General features: G+C 44.8%; 16 protein-coding genes, 1 rRNA gene and 1 riboswitch. Of the genes, 15 read left to right on the forward strand and 2 right to left on the reverse strand.

Features of this window, described 5'->3' with window-relative positions:
• Positions 1-2 precede the first annotated feature (2 nt).
• A 5S ribosomal RNA gene (rrf, locus tag MMB75_RS23015) occupies positions 3-119 on the forward strand.
• 231 nt (positions 120-350) lie between these two features.
• The gene (locus MMB75_RS23020) at positions 351-770 is read left to right on the forward strand and encodes a hypothetical protein (RefSeq protein ID WP_013368653.1); all 420 of its coding nucleotides are present in this window, start codon (positions 351-353) and stop codon (positions 768-770) included.
• A gap of 363 nt (positions 771-1,133) precedes the next feature.
• On the opposite strand, the gene MMB75_RS23025 is transcribed toward MMB75_RS23020, so the two are convergent.
• Entirely contained in the window at positions 1,134-1,661 is a 528-nt protein-coding gene (locus MMB75_RS23025) for a hypothetical protein (protein WP_216976836.1), read from the reverse strand.
• A 400-nt stretch (positions 1,662-2,061) separates the two neighbouring features.
• Here MMB75_RS23025 and MMB75_RS23030 point away from each other — a divergent pair, with 400 nt between their 5' ends.
• The 10 genes from MMB75_RS23030 (at position 2,062) to rsmI (ending at position 10,082) form a co-directional block, all read left to right on the forward strand.
• Positions 2,062-2,247 (forward strand): sigma factor G inhibitor Gin, encoded by a 186-nt coding sequence (locus tag MMB75_RS23030; protein ID WP_013368656.1) that lies wholly within the window; start codon positions 2,062-2,064, stop codon positions 2,245-2,247.
• Positions 2,248-2,391: 144 nt separating this feature from the next.
• Positions 2,392-3,975, forward strand: coding sequence for an aminotransferase class I/II-fold pyridoxal phosphate-dependent enzyme (locus tag MMB75_RS23035; RefSeq protein ID WP_277511096.1), 1,584 nt, complete (start codon positions 2,392-2,394; stop codon positions 3,973-3,975).
• A 103-nt stretch (positions 3,976-4,078) separates the two neighbouring features.
• Positions 4,079-4,726 (forward strand): dTMP kinase, encoded by a 648-nt coding sequence (tmk, locus tag MMB75_RS23040; protein WP_045245223.1) that lies wholly within the window; start codon positions 4,079-4,081, stop codon positions 4,724-4,726.
• A 74-nt stretch (positions 4,727-4,800) separates the two neighbouring features.
• Entirely contained in the window at positions 4,801-5,130 is a 330-nt protein-coding gene (locus MMB75_RS23045; RefSeq protein ID WP_007427998.1) for a cyclic-di-AMP receptor, read from the forward strand.
• A 197-nt stretch (positions 5,131-5,327) separates the two neighbouring features.
• Complete coding sequence (locus MMB75_RS23050; protein ID WP_013368659.1) at positions 5,328-5,771, forward strand: YaaR family protein; 444 nt, start codon at positions 5,328-5,330, stop codon at positions 5,769-5,771.
• Positions 5,772-6,019: 248 nt separating this feature from the next.
• Complete coding sequence (gene holB, locus MMB75_RS23055; protein WP_025363640.1) at positions 6,020-7,015, forward strand: DNA polymerase III subunit delta'; 996 nt, start codon at positions 6,020-6,022, stop codon at positions 7,013-7,015.
• Positions 7,016-7,153: 138 nt separating this feature from the next.
• The gene (locus MMB75_RS23060) at positions 7,154-7,954 is read left to right on the forward strand and encodes a PSP1 domain-containing protein (protein ID WP_013368662.1); all 801 of its coding nucleotides are present in this window, start codon (positions 7,154-7,156) and stop codon (positions 7,952-7,954) included.
• Between the two features lie 27 nt (positions 7,955-7,981).
• A complete protein-coding gene (yabA, locus tag MMB75_RS23065; RefSeq protein ID WP_016818929.1) occupies positions 7,982-8,356 on the forward strand; it encodes a DNA replication initiation control protein YabA in 375 nt (124 codons plus the stop codon).
• 89 nt (positions 8,357-8,445) lie between these two features.
• Positions 8,446-9,204: a tRNA1(Val) (adenine(37)-N6)-methyltransferase gene (locus tag MMB75_RS23070; protein ID WP_016818928.1), complete on the forward strand. Its 759-nt coding sequence runs from the start codon at positions 8,446-8,448 to the stop codon at positions 9,202-9,204.
• Positions 9,201-10,082 carry a 16S rRNA (cytidine(1402)-2'-O)-methyltransferase gene (rsmI, locus tag MMB75_RS23075; RefSeq protein ID WP_016818927.1) on the forward strand — a complete coding sequence of 294 codons (882 nt, stop codon included), beginning with the start codon at positions 9,201-9,203 and terminating at the stop codon, positions 10,080-10,082. The genes MMB75_RS23070 and rsmI overlap by 4 nt, the downstream gene beginning before the upstream one ends.
• Before the next feature lie 124 nt (positions 10,083-10,206).
• On the opposite strand, the gene MMB75_RS23080 is transcribed toward rsmI, so the two are convergent.
• On the reverse strand, positions 10,207-10,461 hold the full coding sequence (locus MMB75_RS23080; protein WP_007428005.1) for an AbrB/MazE/SpoVT family DNA-binding domain-containing protein: 255 nt from the start codon (positions 10,459-10,461) through the stop codon (positions 10,207-10,209).
• A 331-nt stretch (positions 10,462-10,792) separates the two neighbouring features.
• Between MMB75_RS23080 and MMB75_RS23085 the strand changes: the two genes are divergently transcribed.
• The 3 genes from MMB75_RS23085 to MMB75_RS23095 all read left to right on the forward strand — a co-directional run bounded on the left by MMB75_RS23085 (position 10,793) and on the right by MMB75_RS23095 (position 14,789).
• A complete protein-coding gene (locus MMB75_RS23085; protein WP_017427068.1) occupies positions 10,793-12,076 on the forward strand; it encodes an HD domain-containing protein in 1,284 nt (427 codons plus the stop codon).
• A 42-nt stretch (positions 12,077-12,118) separates the two neighbouring features.
• A complete protein-coding gene (locus MMB75_RS23090) occupies positions 12,119-12,889 on the forward strand; it encodes a TatD family hydrolase (RefSeq protein ID WP_016818925.1) in 771 nt (256 codons plus the stop codon).
• Between the two features lie 200 nt (positions 12,890-13,089).
• A riboswitch (cyclic di-AMP (ydaO/yuaA leader) is annotated at positions 13,090-13,369 on the forward strand.
• 271 nt (positions 13,370-13,640) lie between these two features.
• A complete protein-coding gene (locus MMB75_RS23095; RefSeq protein WP_016818924.1) occupies positions 13,641-14,789 on the forward strand; it encodes a 3D domain-containing protein in 1,149 nt (382 codons plus the stop codon).
• Positions 14,790-14,909 lie beyond the last annotated feature (120 nt).

Here is a 14,909-nt window from a genome sequence, read left to right on the forward strand (position 1 = left end):
TGTTTGGTGGCGATAGCGGAGGGGTTCCACACGTACCCATCCCGAACACGACCGTTAAGCCCTCCAGCGCCGATGGTACTTGGACCGCAGGGTCCTGGGAGAGTAGGACGTTGCCAAGCAACAAGTAGAGAACCATGATCTTATTAAGATTATGGTTCTTTTTTGCATATAGATGTAATTTGGAAATATCCTTACAAAAGGAAGGTAACATTTTTGTTACGGAATGTAAGAGCAAACCCTGTATAATATAGGTATTGAATCCCATACACATACGCTGCTATATTGCAGAATTATGCAAACTCCATTATAGGATTTTGTATAGTCAATCAGGCTGGTAAGGAGGGAAGATCATGCGGCGAAATAAATGGCTTGCTCTATTGGTGCTATTCAGTGTCGCTGTCGCGATTCTTACCGGGTGCGTGGAAGAGGAGCCTTCTTGGACATCGTTTGAGGGTGCTGCTAACGAGAAGACGTTTCCGGTTCCCAAAGAAGCTAGTAAAACCGATCGGGCCAGCAGCAATTCGGACATGGACTATGTACGCTATGCATTGCCAGCGTTGAAGGAAAGCGATAGTCTACCTGCTCCTTATCTGGAGGAGATTGCAGCCTGGGGCTGGACTGAGGAACCGAATTTATCTACCTCGAATCAGAAGGTGTTCCAGAAAAATAAACACATGGTGCATTTGTCTGTGCATGATGGTTCTTTTACCGTATTGGTTCCAAAAGACAGAAAAGCTACCGTGAAGAGTAAAAGTGTAGACCTTAATTAAGAGTGCGATTTTCACTTAAGTATGCAACACAAGATGTATTGTGGGGTCATAGTTAACTCATAGTGTATTGGTTGCTGTACGGATAATGATGAATGATAAGATGGGGAAGCACTTGAAACTGCCGTTGTGTAGAGAGTGGCTTCCTTTTATATATTTGTGTATAGATTGATTTACTAATTTAACGACATATATAATGTGGATAAAGTCTAAGTCTATTTAGTGAGAGAATAAAGGGATTATAATTGTTAAATTACAAAAAAGGAGCAACCCGGGTCGGGTTGCTCCTTTTTATTATTCTTAGGCTGAAGCGTTGGAGATACATTAGTTGAAGTTTCGATCTGTACAGATAGGAGGTGAATTGATTTACTGTTGATAGTAGGAGGCTTCTTCATCGGTGAACTTCAACATGCCATCTTTTCTCTCCCCTGTAAGCCGACTCAAGACGTATAAACGCGGTGCAATGAGCCATAAGTGCCAGAAGAGTAAGGATACTGTAAAGGCTGGTGGAGACCAGAGAATGAATACGGCAGATAAGCAGGTACCAATCCAGAGTGTATGTATGTGCACACGACGAAAAATCCTATAGCCTATGTACTGGTCTGTCATATAGCCTAGCCAAGGCAACCTGCGCTGGAATGCCCAGCGTTTGCGGAAGGCTGGCCCACCACCTATATATAGGACAGATCGCGAGATTACGAAGTGTACCCATAAGGTTAGGAAAAAGGCAAGAGCAAACAAAAATACACTAGTCCAGGAAAAGGCAAGAAGCAGAAAGAGAAGCATAATAACAGGCAGTGTGAGGTGACTCCATATCAGCTGACGCGGTATATTGATTTTTTTGATGAGCTTGTAGTGATAGTAGGTAGCTTTGGTTCCGGTTTCCTCTGTCATGCGAACAGTCCTTTCATTAATCTACTGCATCACAAGTGGCTTCCCGTCCACAGCCGGAAAAAGGGACGGTACTTCGCTCATGCCGCTTTAATAAGCATCAATTATTTTTTGTAAGAGTATAGAACGACGACATCTAGCGTTAGCTAACCTATTCTATAATTACAGGAAAAGCTCTCACTGATGAAGTGTACAAAGGCTTCGATGAAAGGGCATCCATACTATAGAAGCTTTTCTTATTATATCGGCATATGCGGCTGTTTTTTTAAACATACGGGGTACAAACACCATAATAGCCCAAGGAGAATATATATAGAGTATATCGTCGAACTGGGCTATGAAAAGGTTTAAAATAGTAGAAAGTGACCCATACTAATAGTAAAAGAAACAAGGTGGGATGGATATGCATGATCAAGGTGACCACCGCTGCATCATATGCGGACAACACAAACATGAAGGCATTTTTATCGTTTCCGAGTTTATCTGTGATACGTGTGAAGCGGAAATGGTGCACACGGATGCAACTGACGCCAAATATCATTTTTTTATTGATCAACTAAAGCAAATTTGGGTACAGAAAAATGCATAATATCCTTCGCTAGCTAGTGTTTGAAGGATGGGCATTCCAAGGTCTGTCGATACGGGCCTTTTTTTCTGTGAGTAAAAGTAGGATTCCGCTTGATTTTACGATAAAATAGGGTAGATATAAAGCTTTGTTTGGAAGGATTGCAGAATGATGGGGAAAAAGGCGGTTCATGCACCATTAGTGGAAGCTCTAATACGTTACAGGTCTCAGGGGAATGCTTCTTTCCATGTACCCGGTCATAAAAATGGACAAGTCTATAGGCATGAAGAAATGGCATCTCTGTTGCAAGAGGTGATGTCTATTGATGCGACGGAAATTACCGGACTGGACGATTTGCATCACCCAGAAGACGTAATCCGTGAAGGTCAGGAGCTGGCTGCGAAGTGCTTTGGTGCAGAAGAGAGCTTTTGGCTTATTGGAGGCAGCACAGTCGGAAATTTGGCTATGATTTTGACCGTATGCACGAAGCCAGGAGATGTACTATTGGTACAGCGAAATGTACACAAATCTGTACTGAACGGTCTCATGATATCGGGAGCCAAGGCCGTATTTCTAGATCCGGAAATAGATACACTAAGCGGGCTGGCGGTTGCTCCATCGACAGACACGATAAAGGCTGCTCTCAAGGCCTATCCATTGGCTAAAGGAGTATTACTTACGCTCCCTAACTATTATGGGATGGGGCATGATCTGACTGCTACAGCTAAAACTTGTCATGCAGCCGATGTGCCGTTGATGGTAGATGAGGCACATGGTGCTCATTATGGACTGCATCCTCGTTTGCCAGTCTCTACTCTTTCCTGTGGTGCTGATATAGTTGTCCAATCGACACATAAGATGCTTCCAGCTATGACCATGGGAGCCATGTTACATGTGCAAGGACAGAGAATTCATCGGGAACTGCTCCGTCAGCGGTTGGCTATGGTGCAAAGCTCCAGCCCTTCGTATCCATTAATGGCCTCGCTCGATTTGGCAAGATGGTATATCGATGCTTATGGCACGGATGCCTTTACAGAGGGCCTAGCAGCAGCAGACGCTTTTAGAAAGGGGCTGGCGCAGCTCCCACGCTTTCGCTTGGTAGAACCTACACAGCAGGCAAGTGAACAGTGTGGCGCTCAGAAGGGGATCTCTGAGGCTCTGGAAAGGGCCGAGAAGAGAAGTGATGGGTACTCAACTCAGGACCCTTTTAAAATGGTGCTATATGATACATGGGGTGTATTAGATGGCTTTGGATTAAAACGTGAGCTGGAGACTTACAGTTGTATCCCAGAGATGAGCGACGAGAAACATGTGGTTTTATTGTTTACGTTAGGCTCTACAGCTAGGGATGCGAGTCACCTGTTGCAGGCTCTTGTGCATATAAATAATGATATAAGGTTTAAGTGGACGGCTGATAAGCCGGAGTTAGCGGGGATAGAGCAGCAGAGACTAGAATTCGATTTTTCCACGTGGAACAATGAGGGAATGAAGGCTTACTCCAGTCCGGTGCAGTTTGGGCTTCAACCGATTAATCCAGATCAGATGGAGATCGTGCCTGTGGAGGAATCAGCTGGCAGGATAGCTGCTGAAATGATTATCCCGTATCCTCCAGGTATCCCGCTGCTATATGCAGGGGAAATGATCACAGAAGTGATTGCTCTACGGATGATTCGTCTACGTGAGCTAGGAGCTAAATGGCAAGGGATAGCAGATGAAAGTATGCTTACGATTCGGGTATTCCGTTTACAATAAAGATTAGATACTAGAGAATTAACAAATACAGAAGACTGGATAAAAGAAGCATACGCAGCCTGTGGATGACTTTTATTTTTCAGGCAGGAAAGCAGGGAATAACATGAATCGCAAAGGCATTTTTATTACGCTGGAGGGGGGAGACGGCTCCGGTAAAACAACCATGATCCAACGACTGGCGAAGTATATGGAGGAAGAAGGCCATCCAGTCGTCACGACGAGGGAACCGGGCGGCATTGAAATTTCTGAAAAGATTCGTTCTATCATTCTGGACCCTGCTCATACCAGTATGGATGCCCGAACAGAGGCGCTTTTATATGCGGCGGCGCGGCGCCAGCATTTGGTGGAGAAGGTAAAGCCGGCTATTGAGCAAGGAGCTATGGTATTGTGTGACCGTTTTGTGGACAGTAGCCTGGTCTATCAAGGGTTTGCAAGAGGGATTGGCATTGAAGAGGTAGCTTCGATTAATCGCTTTGCGGTGGATGATTGGGAGCCGGATGCCACGTTCTATCTGGATATTGAGCCCGAGTTGGGATTAGCAAGAATCAATGCGTCACGGGGAGAGGAAATGGATCGTCTAGATATGGAGAGCATATCGTTTCACCATAAGGTGCGAGAGGCTTATCTGGAGCTAGCTCGCAAATTTCCGGAACGAATTACGATTGTGGATGCCTCTCCCGCACCTGAACAGGTAGAGCAAGTATTGAAGGATTTGCTGAAAAAGCGGTTTATTCAGAATTTTAGCGTATAATTGTCGAAGGATATACGGTAAAATTGAGCTAGGGACAAGGCTGTCTCTAATATGACTTGAAGGAGGAATACAGGATGAAGCTGATTATTGCGATTGTACAGGATAAGGACAGTAATAGATTATCCAGCGGACTGGTGAAAGCTAATTTCCGTGCTACCAAATTGGCCAGCACAGGGGGATTTCTGCGTGCAGGTAATACGACATTTATGATTGGTGTCGATGACAATCAGGTAGACTCGTTGATGAATGTCATTCGCAGCAGTTGCAAGGTACGTGAACAGCTGGTCACACCCGTTACCCCTATGAGTGGGACGACGGACTCTTATCTGCCGTTGCCTGTTGAAGTGCAGGTGGGTGGAGCGACAGTTTTCGTGATGCCTGTAGACCGTTTCGAGCATTTCTGAATCTACACAATAGAACCTATTTTGCCGATATGATAGTGGAAATGCCTGTTTCTCGCTCATACGATGAGAATGAGAAGCAGATCCACTAAAACGGCAGCGCTACAGCGCAGCCCCCGGAAAGCCGAAGAGACTCCCGAGTTCTCTATTGAACTGTTCGTTGAGGCAAAGGAAAGCATCCGGGGAGAAAGCAGGTTTATATGAAAATAAATCCGGGCTACCGCCCTTTACACAGTACATTGTCTACAAATGAAACGAGTGCCAAGCCAATTCAGCCGAAAAGCTTCTCCGATGTTATGCAGCAAAATGGGGAGCAGGCTTCGAAGGAGGAATTGAACCGGCGCTTTAAGGAAATTCAAATGCAGGGAGACCGTCTTGCTCGCTCAATGACGATTCGTGAGTTGAAGGCCTATAAGATGCTGGTTAAACGGTTTTTGGAAGATACGGTTCGGCGGGGCGTGTCTATGAAGGACACAAAGGGATGGGATCGTCGGGGACGCAGCAAGCGTTATAAGCTTATTGATGAAGTGGATGAGCTATTGCTCAAAATGGCAGATGAGCTGCTCGATACCGAGCAAGGGAAGATTGAGCTTTTGCAAGGAGTCGGTGAGATTAGAGGCTTGCTGATTAATCTCTCATTTTAATGCAGTCTTATGTTATAAATGAATACAGACGGGCTGTTGCCACGAAGAAATAATCTGCTTGCTGATCATGCTGGCAGATTATTTTTGACTATGTACATGTGGGCAAACGTAATATGCGAATAGCGGCACAGCTATACTGAAGAACCATGATTTGAGGGTGAGAGCATCACAACATCAACAAACTCGCCCGGGAAAACAATGATTTGCTGATGATTCATCGTTGTTTTCAGTGGAGAAAGTGAGGAAATATGTCTTTCCAACATATATTGGGGCAGGATGTAGCCAAAAAAATGCTGCAAAGTGCATTGCGGAATCACACAGTCAGCCATGCTTATGTTTTTAGCGGACCGCAGGGAAGCGGACAGCTGAACATGGCACAGACCTTTGCCAAGGCTTTATTCTGTGAAAAACAGACGGATGATGCATGTGGCGAGTGCTTGTCATGCCGCAAGGTAGAGCACGGGAATCACCCGGACTTGCACATTGTGGAGCCTGATGGAGCAACGGTTAAAATCGATCAGATTCGCGGGCTTCAACGAATATTTTCATACAAATCTGAAAGCTCCAACCCGAAGGTATATATCATTCGACAGGCGGATACCATGACAGTGCAAGCTGCTAACAGCTTGCTTAAGTTTTTGGAGGAGCCTCAGATTCCCGTGGTCGGTATACTCATTTCAGAGAATGGACAGGCGTTGTTGCCTACGATTCAATCGCGGACACAGCAGGTGCCTTTCCACGCTTTACAGCCGGAAATGATGATGCAGGTGTTAATTGGGGAAGGCTATACGGCAGGACTTGTCCGGTCAGTGGTTCATATGGCTTCAGGACTGGAATCATGTAGAGAAATTCTCCAGCAGAATTGGTTTGCAGAAATTAGAAACGTAGTGTTACAATTAGTGAAGGAGTCCATGAGCCGGGGGAGTTCGTCGATTATTCTGGCTCAACAGAAGATTTTTAAAACTGGACTTTCTGAACACCTGGATATTCTGTTTCATCTGTTTCATTTGTGGTTTAAAGATATGCTTCATTTCCGTTACGGAAGGCACGAAAGCATTGTTTTCATAGATCATTTGGAGTCCGTCTCCAAATTGGCAATCACCCGCAGCACGGAACAATGGGTCTCTTATATGGATTTGGCCGCGAATTGCAGGAAGAAGCTCCGTTTTCACGTCAACGGACAATTATGCGTGGAGCAGCTTCTGATTGGGTTGTCCGATACAAGCGGTTCTATCACCGGCTAACAGGAAGGCGCGCTTGTTCCACTCTGCACAATCCGCGACGCCAGGTTCCCGGTTTGTGCGACAGTGAGACTTCAATTGCGGCCATTCTTACAATGTCGGCTACAAATGAGGTTTAGTGGCATACAAGGGGGTTAATTTTTGTATAGTGTAGTGGGTGTCCGTTTCAAGAAGGCGGGCAAGACTTATTATTTTGATCCGCTGGACCTTCCAGTGGAGAAAGAAAACTGCGTCATAGTAGAGACCGCTCGCGGTATTGAATATGGCAAGGTTGTGGTGGGCAAAAAAGAAGTAAATGATTCGGATGTTGTCCTACCCTTAAAAAAAGTCATTCGTATTGCCGGAGATGATGACGCTCTTGTTGTAGAAGAGAATAAATTGGCGGCCAAGGATGCATTCGGTACGTGTTTAAATAAAATTAAAGACCATAACCTTAAAATGAAGCTGGTAGATGTGGAATTTACATTTGACCGCAATAAGATCATTTTTTATTTTACGGCTGAGGGTCGGGTTGATTTTCGAGAGCTTGTAAAGGATTTGGCCAGCATTTTTCGTACACGAATTGAGCTGCGGCAGATCGGAGTACGGGATGAGGCTAAAATGCTTGGTGGAATCGGACCTTGCGGACGTATTCTGTGTTGTTCCTCATGGCTGGGGGATTTTGACCCGGTATCTATTAAGATGGCGAAGGATCAGAGCTTGTCGCTGAATCCGACGAAAATTTCCGGGTTGTGCGGAAGATTGATGTGCTGTCTCAAATTTGAACATGATAACTACGAGAGCATGCGGGAAGAGCTGCCTCAGGTAGGTAAGATGGTTATCACCTCTCTGGGAGAAGGAAAAGTGGTAGGTGTCAATGCAGGCCATCGTACGGTACATGTTCAACTGTTTGAGATCAGTAAGGTCAAGGAACTTCCAATGGACGATGTAGTCGTCAAGTAAACCATTAGGTTGCTTCGGGGTGGAAACTTGGATAAATTAAATGTTTTTGCGCGTATTCACGAAATGGAAACCCAAATGGGACAGTTGCATAGCGATCTGGGTGAATTGAAACTGGCAGTAAAAGAGCTGCTGGAGGAAAATCAACGACTAACGATTGAAAACGAACAGGTGCGCAAGATGCTCAAACGTGAAACCTCTGGAGAAGAAAAGACGGCAAGCAAGCCGAAGCTTCCTCCTCCGATCGTCGTTAAGAATGAAGAGGAGACGGGTGAGGTCGTGGGCGAAGGCTACGACAATCTGGCAAGGCTGTATCATGAAGGATTTCATATATGCAACGTGTATTACGGACATTTGCGAACAGAAGGCGATTGCCTCTTCTGTCTGTCATTTTTGAATAAATAAAAACAAGCCGTAGGAGCAAGATTGCCTACGGCTTTTTTGTAAGGAAGTATGAGTAAAAAGCGATTTAGGTTATAGGATAGGAGAGCATTATGTACGAAAATGAAAAGAAGTCTGAACGAATTGATGATCTGCTTTCACACAATCTGCGTATTATTCAGAGTGATGAAGTGTTCAGCTTTTCGATGGATGCGGTCTTGCTGGCACGGTTTGCTGGTATTCCGCTTCAGCGTGGGAAGATTCTCGATTTGTGTACGGGCAATGGGGTTGTTCCCATACTGTTGACGACACGCACCAAAGCATCTATTGAAGGAATTGAGATTCAACCACGCCTGGCAGATATGGCTAGACGGTCTGTCAGTTTGAATGGATTAGAATCTGCAATTGAGATTCGGGAAGGAGACTTGCGTGAGCTGGTTCAAATCACGGGACATGGCGTGTATGATGCGATTACCGTGAATCCTCCCTATATGCCGCTAAATGGTAGCGATATCAAGCTGAATCCTCACCAGGCCATTGCTCGTCATGAAGTGAACTGTACACTGGAAGAAGTCATCCAGGCATGTTCTCGGCTTGTCCGAAATGGGGGGAAAGTATCGATGGTTCATCGCCCACAGCGCCTGGGTGAGATTATATCCTTGATGCGCAGTTATAGCCTGGAACCCAAGCGGATACGTTTTGTTCACCCACGGATTCATATGGAAGCAAATATGGTACTTGTTGAAGCAATGCGTGACGGCAAACCGGAAGTTCGTCTATTACCCCCACTCATTGTATATCAGGAAGATGGGAACTATACTCAGGAAATAAGGGAAATCTATGGAGAAGTAAGCAAGGGGGATTCAGTGTGACAGCAGCTGTACAAAAAAGCTTTAGTAACCGTGAAGAGGAACGGGGAAAGTTATATCTCGTTGCTACCCCGATTGGCAATCTGGACGATATGACCTTTAGGGCAATTAACACCCTAAAGTCATGCAATATTATCGCTGCTGAGGATACGCGACAGACACGCAAATTGCTCACACATTTCGACATCACGCCGGAAATGCTCTTCAGTTATCATGAACATAATAAAGCTGCCAGTGGGCCTGAGCTGATACGTTATATAATAGAAGGAAAAAATTTGGCACTGGTTAGCGATGCAGGTCTACCAGCCATTTCTGATCCTGGTTCGGATCTGGTCAAGCTGGCACTTGAAGCAGAAATCAGTGTTATTCCTATCCCAGGGGCAAATGCTGCACTATCCGCTTTAATTGCCTCAGGACTGGATACAGAGAGGTTTACCTTCGCTGGATTTCCACCAAGGGAGAAAAAGGATCTAGAGAAGTTGTTACAATCATTTCAGGTATCCCATGGCACGATTCTTTTTTATGAGTCGCCCCACCGTATTGTAAAGACATTGACAGTAATAAAGGAAACATTAGGATCACGCAACGTAGTACTTGCCCGTGAACTGACCAAGCTGCATGAGGAATGGGTGCGTGGAACAGTGGAGCAATGTCTTGCAAAACTAGAGGAGAACCCACCGATTGGTGAATATTGTCTGGTCGTTGAGGGGAAAAACGAAGAGGAAGAGGAACAGGAGCGTCAGGCATGGTGGCAGGACTTATCTTTGGAGTCTCACGTCGCGCATTACGAGTCAGAGGGGCTTACGCGCAAGGATGCCATGAAGCGTACAGCCACAGACCGTTCAATTTCCAAGAGGGATGTATACAACGCACTTTTATGAGTACGTGTGTAAACAAAAAAGGGCCTTCCAACGGTTGGGTTCAAACCGTGGAAGGCAACAAGGAGTATATATGAAAAAGGTTAGAATTAACAATCTCTGATAAGTCTATTATATACTAAAATTCTCAGTTTGTCACAGGTGTTGGGATTTCGGAAATGCAATCTTGGCAAACAATTTTCCCTTTGAAGTAAATTACGTTCTCAGCATTGCCGCAGAAGATACAAGCAGGCTCGTATTTTTTAAGCATGATGCGCTCACCATCAACGTAAATTTCCAAAGCGTCTTTCTCTCCGATTCCCAGGGTACGGCGCAATTCGATTGGAATAACAACACGTCCGAGCTCGTCAACTTTTCTTACAATACCAGTGGATTTCATCATAATAAATCAGGCTCCTCTCGCCGTTTAAAATAATATAAGTGTCATCATTCGACAAAATTTTCTCTTTTCTGATATTTACTATACCAACGATTCCCAAAACAGTCAACCTTAAAAAAGTAGTAACAGCCTAATTATGCAAAAGTATTTAGAACAAAGAGCTTTATTCATGTGAATTACCTTATTTTACGGATGATTTGTCTTGTGTGTCGATTTGGAAATGTCGAAAAGTGATAATTCGACATATTACGACAAACAATGTCGAATAAGGGAGGACGTTTAGGATTTTATTGTATTTTAATCCATTATTCCGAATATTAAAGGAGCTGATATCTTGCACCAGCCACTCAGTGAAGAAAAAGTTTTTAAGGACCCGGTACATAATTACATCCATGTTCAGGATACTGCGATATGGCGATTGATCAATACGCCGGAGTTCCAACGTTTACGACGCATTAGGCAGTTAGGCACATCTTATCTGACGTTTCATGGAGCGGAGCATAGCCGGTTTTCACATTCACTGGGCGTATACGAGATTACGAGACGCATCATTTCCCAATTTGAACGTGGAGACTTTCCCGACTGGCCAAAGGAAGAAAGACTGGTTGCTCTGTGTGCTGCTTTGTTGCACGATGTGGGGCACGGTCCATTTTCTCATTCCATTGAAGAAGCCTTTCATATGAACCATGAGGATTGGACATGCCGCATTGTACTGGGCGACACGAAGATTAACGCTGTGCTACGGCAAGTGGATGAGATGCTGCCCCACAAAGTCGCGGCGGTTATAGCCAAAACGTATGATAAGCCGATTGTTGTCAACCTGGTAACAAGTCCGCTCGATGCTGACCGTATGGATTATTTGTTGCGGGATGCTCATTCGACAGGTGTTAACTACGGAACGATTGATTTGGATCGTATTTTACGTTTGTTGCGTCCTCATAATGGGAGAATTGTCGTAAAAGAGTCGGGTATGCATGCTGTAGAGGATTATCTAATGTCACGCTATCAGATGTACTGGCAAATTTATTTCCATCCTGTAACACGCAGCTCGGAAATCCTGTTACGTAAAATTTTCAAGAGAGCAAAGGAATTGTTCAAAAACGGATATGAGTTTGGTTTTCTGCTTGATCCGCTGCCCGATCTGTTAAAAGGAGAACTAACAGTGGAGCAGTATTTGATGCTCGATGAGTCTTTGATTCAGACGGTATTTAGCCAATGGAAACGGGAAAAGGACGAAATTTTAAGTGATTTGAGCAGCCGTTTTATGGATCGTAGATTGTATAAATATGTAGAGATTGAAAATATGGATACAGATACCGTTGACCATATTCGAGAGGCTTTGAAAGAGGCTGGATTGCATCCTGAATATGATCTTGAAATTGATTTTCCAACAGATCTTCCTTATGATGTGTTTCGGCAGGGCGGCTCAACGGACAACCAGATTTTACTGCTTGGACGTCAGGGCGAGGTGCGGGAAATATCCGAAGTTTCAGAAATTGTGCGCTCAATAAGTGGCATTCACCGAGGAAAATATCACATGTATTTTCCCCAAAATAAATTGAACGGGGTAAAAGACAGGCTTCCTGCCGAAATAAGGAATTATTTTGTCAAACAATAGACAAATATATAGAAATGTAAGTAAAAAAAGGAGATGAAAACCTTGGATTTATTCGACACTCATACTCACCTGGATGCCCCACAATTTGACGAAGACCGTGAAGAAGTTATAGCACGTGCTGTCGAATCAGGAGTAACACGGATGATCAATATCGGATTTAATCGTGAGACCATTCCATCCACCATGAAGCTGGCTGAGACGTATGATTTTATTTATGCGGCCGTTGGATGGCATCCGCAGGATGCTATTACAATGCAGGAGGGGGATTTAGAATGGATTGCATCGTTATGCAGTCATAAAAAGGTTGTAGCGATCGGAGAGATCGGTCTGGATTACTATTGGGATACATCACCAAAGGATGTACAGCAGCGGGTGCTTCGAAACCAAATTGGTCTGGCACGTGAGCTCAACATGCCAATTGTTATCCATAACCGGGATGCGCATGAAGATATTGTGAGAATTTTACGTGAGGAAAAGGCGAGCGAGATTGGCGGAGTCATGCACTCCTTTTCTGGGAGCTGGGAGACCGCTAAAATGGTGCTGGATATGGGCTTTCACCTTTCCTTTGGCGGGCCCATAACGTTCAAAAATGCCAAGCAGCCAAAAGAGGTACTGGCCCAGGTTCCGCTGGATCGTCTGCTGATTGAAACGGACGCACCATACTTGACGCCTCATCCGTTTCGCGGGAAGCGAAATGAGTCGGCCCATGTGAGATTGGTGGCAGAGGCAGCCGCCCAAATTAAGGGAATTACGGTGGAGGAATTGGTATCCATTACGACCCAAAATGCTTTGGAACGATTTGACATTCAGTGAAAAAGCGAAGAAATCAATCAAAATAAAGAGATAGACGGAGCTAATTATGATTTTGTTGCAGGAAACTCAAGAATATTACAATTTTTTAACCGAATATTTTAAAAAATGTACTTGAAACCTGCTTTACAACATGCATGGAAACAGGATATCATCTTTTCAGTGAATTGTTGTTGAGTGTAAACATCAACAAATCATTTCATGAACCAGTCTCGCTGAGTCCCTTTTGCAGGGAACGGGGGAACCGATATGGCTTACAGTACGTCCGGCGTATGTGCAAGAGAGAATGTCTCTTCAGCAGCCGGCTCAACCGAAATTCATTTCCCGAATGGGATGAACAGGTAGAGAAGCCGTATTTCGATTTCTTTCTGGGTCTTCGGGGTGAATGTGAAGGCGACCGCCATGAGCGGTTGACCTAAGCTAGGGCGACTCTCTACGTCCGAACCCGACAGCTAACCCCGTAAGCGTAACAAGAGAGAAGCCATCTCGTGCATGAGTTTTCCCGCATATTCACACATGTCGGAAGCCACGAAAGAGCTCTCTAGTCTCTTTCTTTGGCTTTTTTTGTTGTGAATAAAAGAAAATCTGTCATCATACTGTGGTTAAACAGGGGAGGACAGCATGCCGCGAAGACGGGTACATGGTGCAGGACAGTCGCAGTACGGGCTTGTCTTGTAGAAAATCTGTTATAGTCACGTCAACGATCAACTATGTCTTACTCCAGACGGCGGGCTATGTAAGGAGGACGGAGGAAATGGGCATTTTCCGAAAAGAGGAGACCCATGAGTCACGCTCATCCAGCATGTCTTACGTATTACGTTGGAAGCAAGAGAATGTGCGCCAGGCTGCTTTGGTTGCTATTTTTCTAATCGCACTAACGATTATGATTTCAATTCTGATGTACACGCAATCTAAAAAACAAGTCTTTTTTGTCATCGATGGTAAGGCATCTGCGGTAGAAACCCGGGAATCCAAGCTCCAAGATTTGCTCAATGAGCATTCTATTTCACTTCAGCCGCATGATACAATTTCCATGCCGCTAAATGGGGCAGTACAGGATGGGGATCGCGTAGTCATTAAACGTGCCAATCAGGTTAAAGTATCCTCAGGCAATAAGACGAAAAAGCTGTACACAACAGAAAATACAGTAGAGGGTGCCATTCGCACTTCGGGCTATAAATTATCATCAACGGATAAAGTTTACCCTGCGTTGGATGCCTCTGTTTCAGCTAACATGGACATAAAAATCGTCCGTGTGAAGAAACAGCAGGTCGAACAGAAAAAACAAGTGCCTTATCAGGTCATCAAAACGGCAGATCCAAGTCTCTATAAAGGCGATAATCGAGTCATTCAAAGTGGCAAATCGGGTGTGGTAGTCCAGCATGTTCAAAAGGTATACCATGATGGAAAATTGGTATCCAAACAGCTGGTCAACAAGGAAGTCGCACAGAATCGTGTGGATAAGGTAATTGCGGTAGGAACGAAGAAGAAACCGGTCGTTCTAGCTGCTTCCATCGGCCCTAAAGATGCGGTTAAGGCTACAAAGGTTAGTTCGGGCAGTGCTGTCCGTAAAGCAGGTATTAATTTTAATTATAGAAAAGTTTTACAAAATGTCTCCATGACGGCGTATTCCGCACAGGAGCCAGGTATCGGTACACGTACCGCCTCCGGCACGCGTGTCACGGAAGGACGCACCATCGCTGTCGATCCGAGTGTAATCCCAATCGGGTGGTGGGTGTATATTGAAGGGGTGGGCTTCCGCCGTGCGGAGGATACCGGTGGCGCGATTAAAGGCCACAAAATCGATGTGTATTATGAGAGTTTAAGCCGGGCCAACCAATTTGGTCGTAAGCACGGTAAAACCGTATATGTTATCGGACCTGTAAAGCCGGAAATCAACTAAAACAGGTTGTGTATGTTGAGGACAATGCGATAGTATTAACAACATAGTTATGCCATGCTAAGAAGAGGATACCCTCTTCTTATTTTGTTTTCAAAAGCAGGGAAAGATAAATATATGTTG

The organism is Paenibacillus sp. P2(2022) (assembly GCF_029522175.1).
Classification (GTDB): domain Bacteria; phylum Bacillota; class Bacilli; order Paenibacillales; family Paenibacillaceae; genus Paenibacillus; species Paenibacillus polymyxa.

Coding starts and splice junctions, on each gene's coding strand:
- holB (WP_025363640.1), top strand. CDS start 6,020: ATGTCTTTCCAACATATATTGGGGCAGGATGTAGCCAAAAAAATGCTG.
- MMB75_RS23035 (WP_277511096.1), top strand. CDS start 2,392: ATGATGGGGAAAAAGGCGGTTCATGCACCATTAGTGGAAGCTCTAATA.
- MMB75_RS23020 (WP_013368653.1), top strand. CDS start 351: ATGCGGCGAAATAAATGGCTTGCTCTATTGGTGCTATTCAGTGTCGCT.
- MMB75_RS23080 (WP_007428005.1), bottom strand. CDS start 10,461: ATGATGAAATCCACTGGTATTGTAAGAAAAGTTGACGAGCTCGGACGT.
- MMB75_RS23095 (WP_016818924.1), top strand. CDS start 13,641: ATGGGCATTTTCCGAAAAGAGGAGACCCATGAGTCACGCTCATCCAGC.
- MMB75_RS23030 (WP_013368656.1), top strand. CDS start 2,062: ATGCATGATCAAGGTGACCACCGCTGCATCATATGCGGACAACACAAA.
- MMB75_RS23070 (WP_016818928.1), top strand. CDS start 8,446: ATGTACGAAAATGAAAAGAAGTCTGAACGAATTGATGATCTGCTTTCA.
- MMB75_RS23050 (WP_013368659.1), top strand. CDS start 5,328: ATGAAAATAAATCCGGGCTACCGCCCTTTACACAGTACATTGTCTACA.
- tmk (WP_045245223.1), top strand. CDS start 4,079: ATGAATCGCAAAGGCATTTTTATTACGCTGGAGGGGGGAGACGGCTCC.
- MMB75_RS23045 (WP_007427998.1), top strand. CDS start 4,801: ATGAAGCTGATTATTGCGATTGTACAGGATAAGGACAGTAATAGATTA.
- MMB75_RS23025 (WP_216976836.1), bottom strand. CDS start 1,661: ATGACAGAGGAAACCGGAACCAAAGCTACCTACTATCACTACAAGCTC.